At 61.3% G+C, this 14,215-nt stretch carries 13 protein-coding genes and 1 tRNA gene; 4 read left to right on the top strand and 10 right to left on the bottom strand.

Annotated features, from left to right (window positions below):
• Positions 1–64: 64 nt before the first annotated feature.
• From tig to HJC04_RS14815, 4 genes are all read right to left on the bottom strand, one after another.
• Positions 65–1,549 (bottom strand): trigger factor, encoded by a 1,485-nt coding sequence (gene tig, locus HJC04_RS14830; protein WP_221146545.1) that lies wholly within the window; start codon positions 1,547–1,549, stop codon positions 65–67.
• A 183-nt stretch (positions 1,550–1,732) separates the two neighbouring features.
• Positions 1,733–1,817 (bottom strand) — tRNA-Leu (locus HJC04_RS14825).
• Between the two features lie 153 nt (positions 1,818–1,970).
• Positions 1,971–2,561, bottom strand: coding sequence for a GDYXXLXY domain-containing protein (locus HJC04_RS14820; protein WP_210628114.1), 591 nt, complete (start codon positions 2,559–2,561; stop codon positions 1,971–1,973).
• Positions 2,558–3,652, bottom strand: coding sequence for a DUF2157 domain-containing protein (locus HJC04_RS14815; RefSeq protein WP_221146544.1), 1,095 nt, complete (start codon positions 3,650–3,652; stop codon positions 2,558–2,560). Before HJC04_RS14815 ends, HJC04_RS14820 begins: the two co-directional genes overlap by 4 nt.
• Positions 3,653–4,538: 886 nt before the next feature.
• Between HJC04_RS14815 and HJC04_RS14810 the strand changes: the two genes are divergently transcribed.
• The 3 genes from HJC04_RS14810 to trmFO all read left to right on the top strand — a co-directional run bounded on the left by HJC04_RS14810 (position 4,539) and on the right by trmFO (position 6,669).
• Complete coding sequence (locus HJC04_RS14810; protein WP_004678838.1) at positions 4,539–4,685, top strand: DUF1127 domain-containing protein; 147 nt, start codon at positions 4,539–4,541, stop codon at positions 4,683–4,685.
• A gap of 300 nt (positions 4,686–4,985) precedes the next feature.
• A complete protein-coding gene (locus tag HJC04_RS32225) occupies positions 4,986–5,129 on the top strand; it encodes a DUF1127 domain-containing protein (protein ID WP_004678841.1) in 144 nt (47 codons plus the stop codon).
• 106 nt (positions 5,130–5,235) lie between these two features.
• Complete coding sequence (trmFO, locus tag HJC04_RS14800; RefSeq protein ID WP_221146543.1) at positions 5,236–6,669, top strand: methylenetetrahydrofolate--tRNA-(uracil(54)-C(5))-methyltransferase (FADH(2)-oxidizing) TrmFO; 1,434 nt, start codon at positions 5,236–5,238, stop codon at positions 6,667–6,669.
• A gap of 9 nt (positions 6,670–6,678) precedes the next feature.
• On the opposite strand, the gene HJC04_RS14795 is transcribed toward trmFO, so the two are convergent.
• The 5 genes from HJC04_RS14795 to yajC form a co-directional block, all read right to left on the bottom strand.
• Positions 6,679–7,146 (bottom strand): hypothetical protein, encoded by a 468-nt coding sequence (locus tag HJC04_RS14795; protein WP_210628117.1) that lies wholly within the window; start codon positions 7,144–7,146, stop codon positions 6,679–6,681.
• A 71-nt stretch (positions 7,147–7,217) separates the two neighbouring features.
• Entirely contained in the window at positions 7,218–8,075 is an 858-nt protein-coding gene (locus tag HJC04_RS14790; RefSeq protein WP_221146542.1) for a phytoene/squalene synthase family protein, read from the bottom strand.
• Between the two features lie 2 nt (positions 8,076–8,077).
• A complete protein-coding gene (locus HJC04_RS14785; RefSeq protein ID WP_184452546.1) occupies positions 8,078–8,464 on the bottom strand; it encodes an Mth938-like domain-containing protein in 387 nt (128 codons plus the stop codon).
• Between the two features lie 4 nt (positions 8,465–8,468).
• Positions 8,469–11,009, bottom strand: a complete 2,541-nt coding sequence (secDF, locus tag HJC04_RS14780) for a protein translocase subunit SecDF (RefSeq protein WP_221146541.1) — start codon at positions 11,007–11,009, stop codon at positions 8,469–8,471.
• A gap of 45 nt (positions 11,010–11,054) precedes the next feature.
• Entirely contained in the window at positions 11,055–11,402 is a 348-nt protein-coding gene (yajC, locus tag HJC04_RS14775; protein ID WP_064696006.1) for a preprotein translocase subunit YajC, read from the bottom strand.
• A gap of 205 nt (positions 11,403–11,607) precedes the next feature.
• On the opposite strand from yajC, the gene HJC04_RS14770 reads away from it, so the two are divergent.
• Positions 11,608–12,480 (top strand): ATP-binding protein, encoded by an 873-nt coding sequence (locus HJC04_RS14770; protein ID WP_210628121.1) that lies wholly within the window; start codon positions 11,608–11,610, stop codon positions 12,478–12,480.
• A 91-nt stretch (positions 12,481–12,571) separates the two neighbouring features.
• On the opposite strand, the gene HJC04_RS14765 is transcribed toward HJC04_RS14770, so the two are convergent.
• Positions 12,572–14,158 carry a peptidoglycan DD-metalloendopeptidase family protein gene (locus HJC04_RS14765; RefSeq protein WP_221146540.1) on the bottom strand — a complete coding sequence of 529 codons (1,587 nt, stop codon included), beginning with the start codon at positions 14,156–14,158 and terminating at the stop codon, positions 12,572–12,574.
• Positions 14,159–14,215 lie beyond the last annotated feature (57 nt).

Genomic DNA, 14,215 nt, shown 5'->3' with positions numbered 1-14,215 from the left:
GACCCGAAAAGAAAAAGCCCCGCACGACGGCGGGGCCTTCACAAGTTTCAGAACTGAAAAGCGATTATTCGGCGCTTTCGTCAGCCGCCTTCTTCTTCGGTGCAGCCTTCTTCTTCGGTGCGGCTTCTTCGCCTTCACCGCCGTCGGCAGCTTCGGCCTTGGCGGCAGCCTTCTTCTTCGGCGCGGCCTTCTTGGTCTCGGCCTTCGTCTCGCCTTCCTCCTCGGCGAGCAGTTCTTCCTTCGTCACCTTCTTGTCGGTGACGTCGATTTCGGTCAGCAGGTGATCGATGACCTTCTCTTCGAAGATCGGCGCGCGGATCGAAGCGGCGGCACCCGGCTGGCTGCGGAAGAATTCGAGGATCTGCTTTTCCTGGCCGGGATACTGGCGCAGCTGATCGTAGATCGCGCGCTGCATCTCGTCTTCGGTGACTTCGACGCCGGCCTTTTCGCCGATTTCGGAGAGAACGAGGCCGAGGCGGACGCGACGCTCGGCGAGCGTCTTGTATTCCTCACGCGCCTTCTCTTCGGTCGTGTCTTCGTCCTCGAAGGTCTTGCCTGACTGAGCGAGATCGTTGTTCACCTGGCTCCAGATGCCGTTGTACTCGGCATCGACGAGCGAAGCCGGGGTCTCGAACTTGTACATCTCGTCGAGCTGGTCGAGGATCTGACGCTTCAGCTTCTGGCGGGTCAGCGAGCCGTACTGCGATTCGATCTGGCCACGGACGATTTCCTTCAGGCGATCGGCGGATTCGATGCCAAGCTTGGAGGCGAGTTCGTCGTTGATTTCGACGGCGCCGGGGGCTGCGACGTCCTTGACCGTGATGTCGAAGGTCGCTTCCTTGCCGGCAAGGTTCTTGGCCGGATAGTCGGCCGGGAAGGTCACGGTGATGGTCTTGTCTTCGCCAGCCTTGACGCCGACGAGCTGGTCTTCGAAGCCCGGGATGAAGCGGCCGGAGCCGATCACCAGTTCGGCGCCCTGATCGGTGCCGCCTTCGAAGGCCTCACCGTCGACCTTGCCGACATAATCCATGGTGATGCGGTCGCCGTTGGCAGCCTTGCCGGTCTTGCTCTCGTAGGAACGGGCGCTTTCGGCGACCTTCAGAACCTGTTCGTTGACTTCCTCATCCGAGATGTCGATGACTTCGCGCGTAACCTTGATGCCCTTGACGGACTTCAGCTCGATAGGCGGCAGCACTTCATAGGAGAGCGTGAATTCGAAATCCTGCTGGGCGGAAAGGATTTTGTCGGCCTCGTCCTTGTCCTCAGTCATGGCGATTTCCGGCTGGGTGGCCGACTTTTCGCCGCGGCTGGACAGAATGGCGGCCGGCTGTTCGCGGACGATCTCGTTGACGAGGTCGGCCATGATCGACTTGCCGTAAACCTTCTTCAGGTGAGCAGCGGGAACCTTGCCCGGACGGAAGCCGTTGATGCGGACCTTGTCCTTTACGTCGGCAAGACGCTCATTCATCTTGTCTTCCATGTCCTTGGCCGGGATAACGACCTTGATTTCGCGCTTCAGCCCTTCAGCGAGCGTTTCGATAACCTGCATGTCTTCCTACCTTCATGTCGTGGCGGCCGTGCCCAGACGCCGTTCGTTTCTATGAGCACGACGCCGGCAGCGTGCCGCGCGTGGCTTTTCCCAATTCCTGCATCATTCCACCCAAGGGGGAACGGCACTCGCTTCCCGGGTATCGGGGATAACTAACTTCTTAGTCTCCCCCTGCAAACAGCCTGGTGCGGGTAGAGAGACTTGAACTCCCACGCCTTGCGGCACCAGAACCTAAATCTGGCGTGTCTACCAATTTCACCATACCCGCGTTCACAGAACCGCATGCCTATGCCTGCGCATGAGGCCTTCCGGAGCGCGGCGTCTCTATATCACCCGATTTGGTCGAGGCAAAGGAAAAATGAACGTCCAATGACGGGCTGTTCAAGGCCCGAAAACCGCGCTGCCCCGAAGGCGCCGGAGATCAGAAAAGCGGTTCGTCGTAAACCGCCTTGCCGTCGACGATCAGGCTGCGAATCTGCGCGCTTCCATCCGGCGAGACCCTCACCGCTATGGCGACGTTGCCATCGTTGCGGGCCTCCTCGATCGGTTTGCCCTGACCTTCCGGAACATAATAGCGCTCGATGCCGTATTCGACCCGCATGCTGTCGCCCGCGGCCAGCCCGCCGCTGTAGAAAGGCTTGCTGCGCAGGATCACCGTCTCCGGCTGCGGCGGCAGCGCCTGGAAAGACGATTCGCTCACCGTCCAGAAACCGTCCGCCTGCTTCCTCAACCGGACCCACAGCGTGCGTTCGCCGGGTTCTGCGGGAACGCCACCGGAGATCGTCTGTACCGGCACGGTGGAAATGTCGTAATTCAAGACGACATAATCACCGCGCAGGAAATCGCGAGGATCGACCGGGGCGGTCTTCAGCAGGACCTCAGCGCCGCTGCTGAGGATCGACGCACGGCTCTGAATGATCGTGCCGAGGATTAAAGTCTGCAAGCCGGCGACGATGATCGCCGAAATAAGATATCCTTTGCCGGACTGCAGCCTAGCCATCAACGAGCTCATGCGCGCGCCTCCCGCGAAAAGCGCCGTTCGAGACGGATGACGATCCAGGCGACGAGCGCCACTACGAGACCGGAGAACAGGAAGAGGCTCGACGTGCCGAGGATCGAGCCGACGGTAACGGAGGCGAGATAGAGCATCTCCGCGGCAAAGGTCGTGTAGGCGAGATAACGCACCGCGCCATTATCCCTGCCGTGCAGGGCAATAGCCAGCACGGCGGCAGCGAGCGTCGCCACCCCGAGCACCACCAGCCGCCAGCCTTGTTCAATCTCGATATGCAGCAGCAGCAAGCCGACTACGGCGACGAGAAAGCTGTAGAATGCCGGCGCTGCGCCGGCACTCCTGACGAGCGAAGCGATGCGGGGGTGCGGCAACGCCGTCAGCGCGAACACCGCCATTCCGCCGATCGCGAAGGCGAGCGCCACCGCAATCTCCTCATAAAGAGCGTAGAGCCAGGCGAGCCAGCCGATCAGCAGCAGATAAGCGAGATGACGGGCGCGCTCGGCACCGGTGTAACGCACCAGAGCGACTGTGATCACCGCCATGACCGGCGCCATCCAGGGATCAAATCCGATCCAATGCGTGTCGTTGCTCTCGAGATAGACGGCAAAGGACGCCCAGGAGAGAAAGCCTGCGACGACGACGACCGCGCCCGAACGGAACAGGATCGCCGAGATCGTCGCAATCGCGAACCAGAGATACATCACCGTCTGCTCGTCGCCGGAGAGATGATACATCTGCCCGACCAGCGAAATCGCGCCACCGAAGCTCATCGCGCCGATGACCAGCAGCCCGCTTGCTGCTGCTGTCGCACCCCGGGCAAACATGGAGGCGGCTGCAATGTGCACAGCCCAAATCAGGGCGAGAATGGCGCCGACGCGGACGAGCCGCGGAATGGCCTCCCAGTTGGACGCGACGACCAGCAGGACGGCGGCGGCAAGCAACACCGCCGCCAGCGCCATCAACACCCGGCCTAGGCTAAAGCTTGCCGGGCGGCTGTCATATTCGGCGAGAAGCTTGGCCGCCGCTTCCTCTCCAATCAGACCCTTGCCCACCCAGAGCGAGAGATCCCGCTCCAATCTGCCGCGATACATGCCTCATCCCTCATTTCCGTGACGCACGCCGGCGCTACGGCTTCCATCGTTATAGCCGCAGCGGGCGGCTTCGCAAACGCCCGCCCGGCGACAAACATGCAAATTCCTCACTGGTCTAATTTGGGTCAGATATTAACCGGCCGGTAACGTCGGAACTGCTAATATGAGTGCATGAAGGAAAGGTATGCGGTTTTCGCATACCCCTCATGTATTTATTGCACTGCAAAATATCAATTAGTCATACTATTTGTCGATTCAACCAAGCACGGGGATGGCGCCCCGGCCCGGTTTCCCCGGAAGCCCGCGGATGTTTTGTTCGTGACGAGATTCGCAGCCGCGCACTCCTCCTCCCAAGCGCGTTGCGATAGACTGGCAACACTCCTCCTCCCAGTTGCCAGTCAATATAATGCGCCCGCCGGATCCTCCCCCGGCGGGCGTTTTATTTTGACGACAACACAGCCTGTAATTCAACCACTTATCGGCATTCGCATTACAGCCCTGGCGGCAAAGCTTGGCACTAGAAGCTCCGCCTCATGAACTGATGGGACCGCATCGCGAGCCCATTGCTTTGCCACCGGCATTGGGATGAATGAACAGCTTGGCGCCTCAGCGCAAAACGCGGTCGGGCCGATCGCGAGAGGGGCAGCTTTGCTTCATCGCAAGACCGAGCGAGCGGGAGAACAGGCAGAATTCTCCAGGGATTATTTTGCCTATTCGTTGACCAGACTGCGGTAAGATTGTGTAAAGCATTGCACAGATCGCATGGGTGACTTGAAAACTTGGCTGTTTTCGTTCTTCGCGTCGCAACATATATTCCAGCCATCAAATAGAGCTCAGCGCCGATCGGTGGCTGCTGGCAGATCAAACCCTCGGAAAGGGGCCCAACATGAACATCACTCGCTCTTTCAACAACTGGCGCAAGTATCGTCAGACGGTCACGGAACTCGGCCGCATGACCAACCGCGAATTGCATGACCTCGGCATCGACCGTTCGGACATTCACCGCGTTGCCCGCGAGGCTTCTTCTCGCTAATTCAAGTCGATCGCTGCTTCCTCCCGAGCAGATCCGCCAATGATTGAAACGCCCGCTGCACCGCAGCGGGCGTTTTCATTTGCACGCAATCCGCCGCCGCTCCGGTTGCGACCTTCCCAGCTCTTTCGCCCGCTTAAAAATTATTCACCGCTCAAATTGAGAGCATCATCGTGCACAATTGCATGGCAGACGCCTTTTATTTGCACTGCACAATGCGACCGATATCGCCTATATAAACATCAACCGCAGAGAGACAGGCGATCCCGCCGTCCCGCGGACATTTGTTCGAGGAAGAAGACAATGAACCCGATCCGCATCGCAAAAAGCTGGCTCAGCTATCGTCGTACACTCAATGAACTCGGCAGCCTGTCGAACCAGACCCTGTCCGATATCGGCGTCAGCCGCTACGACATCCGCAACATCGCATCCCGGTCTTTCCGCTAATCGCGGTTCTGGCAACGGGCACGATGTTTCAAGACGGCGCCATCATCGGCGCCGTTTTTGCTTCCGGGGTGTTGGATCGCACCTGCCGACATGATATCAGCCCGGAATGAACACGATCTCTTCCTACTCCCCTATCCACGTCGTCGGCGGCGGGCTTGCCGGTTCGGAAGCCGCGTGGCAGATCGCCAGTGTGGGCGTTCCCGTCATCCTGCATGAGATGCGCGGCGTGCGCGGCACGGATGCGCACAAGACCGACGATCTCGCCGAACTCGTCTGCTCCAATTCCTTCCGTTCCGACGATGCGACAAGCAATGCCGTCGGCGTCATCCATGCGGAAATGCGCATGGCGGGCTCGCTGATCATGGCCGCTGCCGACCGCCATCAGGTACCGGCCGGCGGCGCGCTCGCCGTCGATCGCGACGGCTTTTCGGATGCCGTGACCCGCGCCATCCACGACCACCCGCTCATCACCATCGTGCGCGAAGAGGTCACCGGCCTGCCGCCAAGCGACTGGGATCTTGCCATCGTCGCCACCGGACCGCTGACGGCGCCGTCGCTCGCCAGCGCCATCCAGGCGGAGACCGGTGAGGATTCGCTCGCCTTTTTCGACGCCATCGCTCCGATCGTCTACCGAGAGAGCATCGACATGGATATCTGCTGGTATCAGTCGCGCTACGACAAGGTCGGCCCCGGCGGCACCGGCAAGGATTACATCAACTGCCCGATGGACGAAGCGCAATACAACGCCTTCGTCGACGCGTTGATCGCAGGCGACACGGTCGGCTTCAAGGAATGGGAAGGCACCCCCTATTTCGACGGCTGCCTGCCGATCGAGGTCATGGCCGAACGCGGCCGCGAGACGCTGCGCCACGGGCCGATGAAGCCGATGGGGCTGACGAATGCGCATAACCCCAGCGTCAAGGCCTATGCGGTCGTGCAGCTACGTCAGGACAACGCGCTCGGCACCCTCTACAACATGGTCGGTTTCCAGACGAAATTGAAATATGGCGCGCAGGCGGAAATCTTCCGGATGATTCCCGGTCTTCAAAACGCGGATTTTGCCCGACTCGGCGGCCTGCACCGCAACACCTACATCAATTCCCCCACTCTGCTCGACCCGTCGCTGACGCTGAAATCACGGCCGGGCCTGCGTTTTGCGGGCCAGATCACCGGCTGCGAGGGATATGTGGAAAGCGCCAGCGTGGGTCTGATGGCCGGGCGTTTCGCCGCTGCCGAACGCAAGGGCGAGGCGATCTCGCTGCCGCCGGCGACGACGGCGCTCGGTTCGCTGCTCGGTCATATCACCGGCGGGCACATTGTGACCGACGAGGAGCCGGGCAAGCGATCGTTCCAGCCGATGAACATCAATTTCGGGCTGTTTCCGGAGCTCGAGCCCGGCTCGATCGTCAAGCCCGAGGGCCTCAAGCGCTTTCGCGGCAAGGACAAAACGATCATGAAACGGCAGTTGATTGCACGTCGCGCGCTTGCAGACTGCGCCGCCTGGCTCGGTCAGACACCGACCTTGGCCGAAAGTGCCTAAGCAGCTGTTCTACTGCTTGTTGGCCGCGGAAATACTGTCGGATGGCAGATCCTTATCCGGCTCGGCGATGTAATTGCCGAGCAGCCAGAGCGCAACTTCGGAAGCCTCCTTCGGCGAAGCAAACTCGAATCTGCCATTGTGGCTGGGCGCATCGAGAAATTCGATCGCCAACCCCCTGCCCGTCTCGGTGCTTACGGCACGCACGCGGCCGGGCTCGATCAGATGGCAAGAGAAATGGCGTGCCATGTTGCGCATGAGGCCGGCCTTGTTGTCGTGCAGGCGCACGAAGATCGCCTGACCGTTTTCCGTCGCCTGCAGCTGGCGGATCGCCTCGTTGGGAAAGGCGCGGCCGAACTCGATGATGGCCAGACCGGTGTCGTGCAGACTGTCCTCCTTGTTTTGCGCGGCCATGCGTGTGGCCACGAAAGCAAAGAAGATGACGATGGCGAAAAGGACGCACCAGACGATAATGCCCACGCCGAATCTCCGTTCAAAGCATAGTGGTAAGGACCTTGTAGTGCGCGAGACTTGCGCGAATTTGACCGATATCAGATTTTTCGGCGGCCCGCTGCCAGCGCCATTCTGAGCTGGCGGCGCCATTGCGGCGATTGCAGCGGCCGGTCGAACAGGAGAACACCCCGCCTCTGCGCCTTGAGCAGCACCGGTTCGGCCAGCGTTGCGGGCAGGAAGGCCGGGAACACGGCTGGTGCAATCGCCCCTGCCCCTCTCGCCTTTGCCAGATGCTCAAGGCCGAGGCCGGCGAAGGCCTCGATGGCGGCCGAGATGCGCGGCCGGTCTTCGCCGGCGAGGAAGGCGTCGCGATCGAGGCCGGTGGCCGCAAGGATCTGCAGCGGAATATAGATCTGGCCGCGGCGGCGATGCAGCGGCATCAGCAGCAACAGCCCGGCAATCGCCTGTGCGACGCCGGCATAGCCGGCGGCATCCGCCGAGCGCGGGGCGGCCTCCGGCGAAAGCACGAGGCTTGCCAGCTGGATCAGCGCGGAGGCCGTTTCTCCGGCATAACCTTCGAGCGAGACCCGCGTCTCCATTGGATCGTCGTAGAGGTCGAAGGTGCGGGCGTCGATCATATTGAGCAGCGTCCTGCGCGGCAGGCGATGGGTTTCGATCGCGGTCAGAAGTGCGGCGGCGACGGGATTGGCGGCCGTCGAGCCATGCGCGCCGCCTTCTAGCAGGTCACGCCAGTATTGCATGCGCACTTCGCCAGGCAGCGGCTCGTGCACAAGGTCGCGGATGCGGGCAAGCTCCGCATTGAACGCGTAAAGGGCCGCTAGCGCGCCGCGTTTCTCCTCCGGCGACAGAAGACAGGCGAGATATCGGTCGCGATCATTGTCGCGCAGCATCGCCAGGCAGACGTCCTGGTTGGTCGCTATCTTCGCATCAGCCATCGTCAGACCGCAATCAACGCCGCCGCGACGGCGCGCTGCTCCGACAGCATGATGTTGAAGGTGCGTACCGCGGCACCCGTGCTCATCGGATCGGAAGAAATGCCCCGCGCCTTCAGCGCCTGTTTCAATTCGTCGGGCAGACGGCGAAGCTCGGTTCCGGTGCCGACGAGCAGAACCTCGATATCATCAGCCTCATCAAGCACACGGCGGAAATTTTCAGGCGACAGCGGCTTCGACATGTCCATGTCCCAGCCGTAAATGCCGGAGGGCAGGCAAAGGATCGAGCCGCGATGCGACATGTCGGCAAAACGGAAACCGCCATTGCCGTAGGTGTCGATCGGAGCCCGGCCGGGAAAATGCGCCGCGCGGATTTCTATGCCTTTTGCCATGTTTTCAAACCACCGTGCCGGATTTTCGACCAGCATCTGTCTTGTTGCTCTCTTCTCCGTCGGAAGCCTCCGGCCGCAGCCGGAAGACGATCAACACGGGAGCAGCGATATAGATCGAAGAGAAAGTGCCGAGAGCTACTCCGAAGAGCATCGTAAAGGAGAAGGAGCGGATGACGTCACCGCCGAACAGATAGAGCGCCAGCAAGGCGAGCAATGTCGTCGCCGCCGTCAGGACGGTGCGTGACAATGTCTGGTTGATCGAGGCATCGATCAGGATCGGCAGCGGCATCTTCCTGTATCGTTCAAGATTCTCGCGCATGCGGTCATAGACGACGACCGTGTCGTTCAGGGAATAACCGACGATGGTCAGCACGGCGGCGATGCTCGTCAGGTTGAACTCGATGCCGGTCAGCACGAAGAGACCGAGCATGATGATGACGTCGTGCAGTGTGGCAATGATGGCGCCGACGGCGAACTGCCATTCGAAACGGATCCAGATATAGATCAGGATCGCCGCGAGTGCGGCTGCGACACCGAGCGTAGCCATCATCGTCAATTCGCCCGAGATGGCGGGCCCGACGACCTCGACGCGGCGGAAATCGTAATCGGCCTCGAGTTCGCCGCGCACCAGCGTCGCCGCCGATTGCTCGGCATTCTCGCCGCCGCCCTGGGACGCGATGCGGATCCGCGCATTCGAAAGGCCGCCCGTACGCTCGACGCTGACCTCGCCAAGATTGAGATCGTCGAGGCGTGATTTGAGATCAGCGATGTCGGCATTGCCCTGTTTCGCCGTCACCTCGATGAGCGAGCCGCCGGTGAAATCGATGCCGAGCTGCAGGCCAACGGTGGCAAAGGCCGCCATCGCGGTCAGCGAGATCACTGCCGACGCCGTGAAGACATAACGGCGGATTCCCATGAAACGCACATTGGCGTGCTCGAAAAGATGCGCGAGAACGCTCTTCGGCAGATGCCTGGGATGGCGCGCTTTCAGCCAGGCGGCGACGATCGAGTGCGTCAGCGTGAAAGCCGTGATGACAGTCGTCAGAATGCCGACCGCCAGCGTCACCGCGAACCCGCGAATGGACTCGCTGCCGAGAAACAGGAGAATGATGGCGGCGATGAAGATCGTGACATTCGCGTCGACGATCGTTGCGAAGGCGCGCGAGAAGCCGCGGCCGACGGCCTGCGCAAAGGAGGAACTGGCTCTTTCCTCTTCGCGGATGCGCTCATAGATCAGCACGTTGGAATCGACCGCCATGCCGACGATAAGCACGATGCCGGCAATACCGGGCAAAGTCAGCGTGGCGCCGGCAAGGCTGAGCGCAGCGACGATGAAGATCAGATTGACGAACAGCGAGACGACGGCGATGGCGCCGAGAATACGGTAGAGCGCGATCATCAGCGCTGCGACCAGCACGACGGCGACGAGACCGGCAACCAGGCCGGAGAAGATGGAGTCGGCGCCGAAGCTCGGGCTGACGCTGCGCTCCTCGACGCTCGTCAGCGTCGCCGGCATGGCGCCGGCGCGCAGCATCACCGCAAGGTCGCGAACGCCATCCTCGGAGAAATTCGCCGAAATCCGGCCCTCGCCGCCGATGATCGCCGCGTCGATGACCGGCGCAGACATCACCTGATCGTCAAAGACGATGGCAAGGTGCCTGCCGATATTTTGCGCTGTCGCCTGCGCCAGCCGCTGAGTACCCTCCGCATCGAGGCGATAGTCAATCGAGGTATCCTGCGTCTGCGGATCGACGACAGGCTCGATATCGATCATGTTGCTGCCGGTGACGAATGCCGTGCGGTCGACGAGATACGGAACAGGCGGATCGTCGAGCGAATAGAGCACCTCCGAGCTGGCCGGCCAGCGGCCGTTCAGCGCCTCCTGTCCCGACATGCTTTCGTCGAGCAGATGAAAGGAAAGCTTTGCCGGCTGGTTCAGAATATTCTTCAGCCGCTCCGCATCGACGGATCCCAGCACCTGCACGACGATCCGGTCGTCGCCATCGGGGCGAACCTGAAAGTCTTCATAGCCGAAGCCGGCGATGCGGCGGCCAACGATGTCGAGCGACCGGCTGCGGGCCGAGGCGATGTCGGCGGTGATGCCGGCATCGGATATCTGCAGTGAGAGCTGCCCTTCCTCGCCCTGTCGAAGCGCAAGGCCAGGCCCTGAATGTTCGTCACCGTTCGTCAGAGGCTTCAGGAGATCGACTGCCTTTTTCGCCTCAGCCGGATCGGTAATCCGGACAGTGACTGTCTGGCCGTTGCCGGTCAGGCCGGTATAGCGGATGCCGGCACCTCGCAGCGCCTTGCGCACATTCGCGACGGTCTCTTCCAAGCGGTCTTTGACGATATCGGAACGCTCGACCTTCAGAACGATATGGGAACCGCCCTGCAGGTCGAGACCGAGTGTCACGCGGTCGTTTTGCCACCATGTCGGCAGAGACGAGCGCTGCGCCTCGCTCAGGAGATTGGGCGCAGCAACGACGACGGCCGCAAACGCAACCAGCCAAATCAGAAGTGTTTTCAAGCGGGAAAAATGCAACATTCTCTCGACGATCTTCCGATCCGGCGGTTCCGCCGTTATCGCTTGTTACGCCGCGTCGGCCTTGACGGGCTCACCCTTGACGCGAACGTCCGAAATGCCGCTGCGGACGATGCGCACGCGAACACCTTCGGCAATCTCGACCTCGACTTCCTTATCATCGACGACCTTCGTCACCTTGCCGACAAGACCGCCGCCGGTCACGATCTGATCGCCACGGCGGATCGCCTTGAGAGTTTCCTCACGCTTCTTGGCCTGCGCGCGCTGCGGCCGGATCAGCAGGAAATACCAGACGACCATCAGCGGCACGAACAGGATGATCATTTCGAAACCGGAACCGCCGAATCCTGTTGCGGTATCGGTCGCAGTCTGGGCGAATGCCGGGGTGATGAACATGCTAAACTCCTCAGGCTTCTGTGGCGGAACTCCGCCTGCTTTTCAGGTTGCCGGACTATAGTTGCCGCTTGGATGAATGCAACAGAAACAGCCGGGAACAGTACCGATTTCGCTGCCTCATAACCTTTCCGCCGGCAAAACGCCATGGTAGGCGGCATCGAAAGATCAAAGCGGCTTGGCGCAGCGAGAAATCAGGAGGCCCATGATGACCGAGGAAATCAACACCGCCCTGCTTGCCGAACTAAAAAGGCTCGCTGACGCCGTGCAGCGTCTGGCCGGGCCGGCACCTGCCGCCAACGATTGGAATGCGGCCGACTGTTTCGTCTGGGCACCGTTGCGTCAGTATCTGCAGCCGGTGAAGAAGCCGAACCGGGTGGCGCTGAAGCTCATCCGCGGCGTCGACCATGTGCGCGATATCCTGCATGAGAATACGGTGCGGTTTGCCGAGGGTTATGCCGCCAACAACGTGCTCCTCTGGGGCGCGCGCGGCATGGGCAAATCCTCGCTTGTTAAGGCCGTGCATGAGGATGTCCGGCGGGAAAGCGGCGCGCCGCTGAAGCTGGTTGAAGTGCATCGGGAGGATATTGCCAGCCTGCCCAACCTGCTCGACCTCCTGAAAGACACGCCGTACCGTGTGATCGTCTTCTGCGACGACCTTTCCTTCGATCACGACGACACCGCCTACAAGTCGCTGAAGGCGGCACTCGATGGCGGCGTCGAAGGGCGACCCGACAATGTGCTCTTCTACGCCACGTCAAATCGGCGCCATCTTCTGCCGCGTCACATGATGGAAAACGAGCAGTCGACGGCGATCAATCCATCGGAGGCTGTCGAGGAAAAGGTCTCGCTGTCCGACCGCTTCGGTCTTTGGCTCGGCTTTCACAAATGCAGCCAGGAAGACTATCTCGGCATGATCGACGGCTATGCCGATCACTTCAAGCTCGGACTCGACCGTGACAAAATGCATGCCGAGGCGCTGGAATGGGCAACGACGCGCGGCGCGCGCTCCGGCCGCGTCGCTTGGCAATATATCCAGGATCTGGCCGGACGCACACGCGTTCATATCGACCGGACGTAGGCGCCTCTCGAAACGGAATCGACGCGACGAGATCTTAAAATGACAAAAGCCCGGCTGGTGGCCGGGCTTTTGCGCTCCTGGTACGCTATACCTATTCCAGGAAAGTCATCGGGTTGACCGGTGAGGCGTCCTTGCGCACCTCGAAATGGACCTGCGGCTGCTTGACATCGCCGCTCATGCCGGAGACGGCGACGGTCTGACCGCGCTGAATCTTCTGACCGCGAGTGACACTCAGCGTGTCGGCGTTGCCGTAGACGGTGACGGTGCCGTCGTCGTGACGGACGAGAACCGTGTTGCCGAGCTCCTTCAGGCCGTTGCCTGCGTAAATGACGACGCCGTTTTCCGCGGCCTTGATCGGCGTGCCCTGCGGCACCGAGATATCGATGCCGTCATTGCGGTTGCCGTTGACGTTGGCGCCATAGGCGGCAATCACCTGGCCGCGGACCGGCCAGCGATACTTGCCGATGCCGGTCGATTCCGGCGCGTCGGAGCTGACGTCGGACTTCTTCTCGACATCGTCAACGGTCTGCGTGGCGACCGGCGCCTTGTAGGGCGCAGGCTGAACGGACGCGGTCTGTTGAGCGGGCGCCGGATCAGCCGGCTTCGAATCGACCTTCTCAGCCGGGATCGAGGCGGTCTTGACAGTGTCGGCACCGCCGTTCGGGAGCTTCAGGGCCTGTCCGACGCGCAGCGAATTCGCCGAAAGATTGTTGGCGGCCTTGAGATCGTCGATGTTGGTGCCGGTGGCCTTCGCGATCTTCGCCAGAGAATCGCCCTGCTTCACGACATAGCTGCCGGCCGGCGTCTTCGGGTCCTTGCCGGCGCCAACCGGAACCTTGCCGGTGGGATCGGCGCTCGCCACGGCCTTGTCCCGCGCGGAATTGGCGCCGGGGACGACAGCGACCTTCTGTTCCGGCGCCTTGGCCGGGTCGGGCATATTGCCGGGCTTGGAAAGATCGGTCGCTTGCGAGGCCGCCTTGGCGGCATTGCCGCCGTTGAAAGTCGGGATCAGAATTGCCTGGCCAGGCTTGGCGGCCGAGGCCATTTTCAGATTGTTGACGCGCAGGATTTCCTTTTCCGGAACGCCAAAGCGCCGCGATAACGTCGCAATGCTCTCACCCGGACGCAGCGTGACAGAAGGCGCGTTGGTCGCGGACCAGCCGGAAACCTTCGGCGTCGTGCCCGTCGTCAAAGAATCGGGCGTCGGCTTCGGGGCAGCCGGCGCTACGAGCCGCGGTTTTTCAGGCTGCGTTGAAGCCGGGAAAGGCTGGGCAAGCGCAACTTCCCTTTCCCGCTGGCGAGAGGGCGCAACAGCCGTCGGAGCAGGGAGTTCGGAACGCTGTATCGACACCGGCGAGGAAGCCATGCGTGCGCTCGACGTGCGCACCGGCTCGTAACCCTGGCGCGCCGGATAGGGCTGATTCAGCGTATTGTTGCCACCGTAACCCGACTGGGTGGCGACGGCGGAACCGCCGAGATCGGCGCGCGGCACCGGATCACCTTGCTGACCGCCGCGCGGAATGGAACTGGTGGTGATCTGATCCTGCCCTGAGGAGGAAAACAGGCCGCCGAACCGTGTCACATCGGAACTGCAGCCCGTTGCGGTACTCGCCAGCAGGCCCACAACCAGGAGATTACCGGCCGACTTACCGAACTTCGGCGAAAGACTGAAACGCATTGACTCGACCCACTGAGAACGCAACCATTTGTGAGTCTATTAAAACGCGTTAGTATT

The organism is Rhizobium sp. NLR8a (genome assembly GCF_019685235.1).
Taxonomy (GTDB): Bacteria; Pseudomonadota; Alphaproteobacteria; order Rhizobiales; family Rhizobiaceae; genus Rhizobium.
The sequence above is the reverse complement of the archived record's forward strand: the minus strand, read 5'-3'. Positions and strand labels throughout refer to the sequence as shown.

Excerpts from the sequence above, each read along its gene's own strand:
- tig (WP_221146545.1), bottom strand. The coding sequence starts at position 1,549 with ATGCAGGTTATCGAAACGCTCGCTGAAGGGCTGAAGCGCGAAATCAAG.
- HJC04_RS14820 (WP_210628114.1), bottom strand. The coding sequence starts at position 2,561 with ATGAGCTCGTTGATGGCTAGGCTGCAGTCCGGCAAAGGATATCTTATT.
- HJC04_RS14815 (WP_221146544.1), bottom strand. The coding sequence starts at position 3,652 with ATGTATCGCGGCAGATTGGAGCGGGATCTCTCGCTCTGGGTGGGCAAG.
- HJC04_RS14810 (WP_004678838.1), top strand. The coding sequence starts at position 4,539 with ATGAACATCACTCGCTCTTTCAACAACTGGCGCAAGTATCGTCAGACG.
- HJC04_RS32225 (WP_004678841.1), top strand. The coding sequence starts at position 4,986 with ATGAACCCGATCCGCATCGCAAAAAGCTGGCTCAGCTATCGTCGTACA.
- trmFO (WP_221146543.1), top strand. The coding sequence starts at position 5,236 with ATGAACACGATCTCTTCCTACTCCCCTATCCACGTCGTCGGCGGCGGG.
- HJC04_RS14790 (WP_221146542.1), bottom strand. The coding sequence starts at position 8,075 with ATGGCTGATGCGAAGATAGCGACCAACCAGGACGTCTGCCTGGCGATG.
- HJC04_RS14785 (WP_184452546.1), bottom strand. The coding sequence starts at position 8,464 with ATGGCAAAAGGCATAGAAATCCGCGCGGCGCATTTTCCCGGCCGGGCT.
- secDF (WP_221146541.1), bottom strand. The coding sequence starts at position 11,009 with ATGTTGCATTTTTCCCGCTTGAAAACACTTCTGATTTGGCTGGTTGCG.
- yajC (WP_064696006.1), bottom strand. The coding sequence starts at position 11,402 with ATGTTCATCACCCCGGCATTCGCCCAGACTGCGACCGATACCGCAACA.
- HJC04_RS14770 (WP_210628121.1), top strand. The coding sequence starts at position 11,608 with ATGACCGAGGAAATCAACACCGCCCTGCTTGCCGAACTAAAAAGGCTC.
- HJC04_RS14765 (WP_221146540.1), bottom strand. The coding sequence starts at position 14,158 with ATGCGTTTCAGTCTTTCGCCGAAGTTCGGTAAGTCGGCCGGTAATCTC.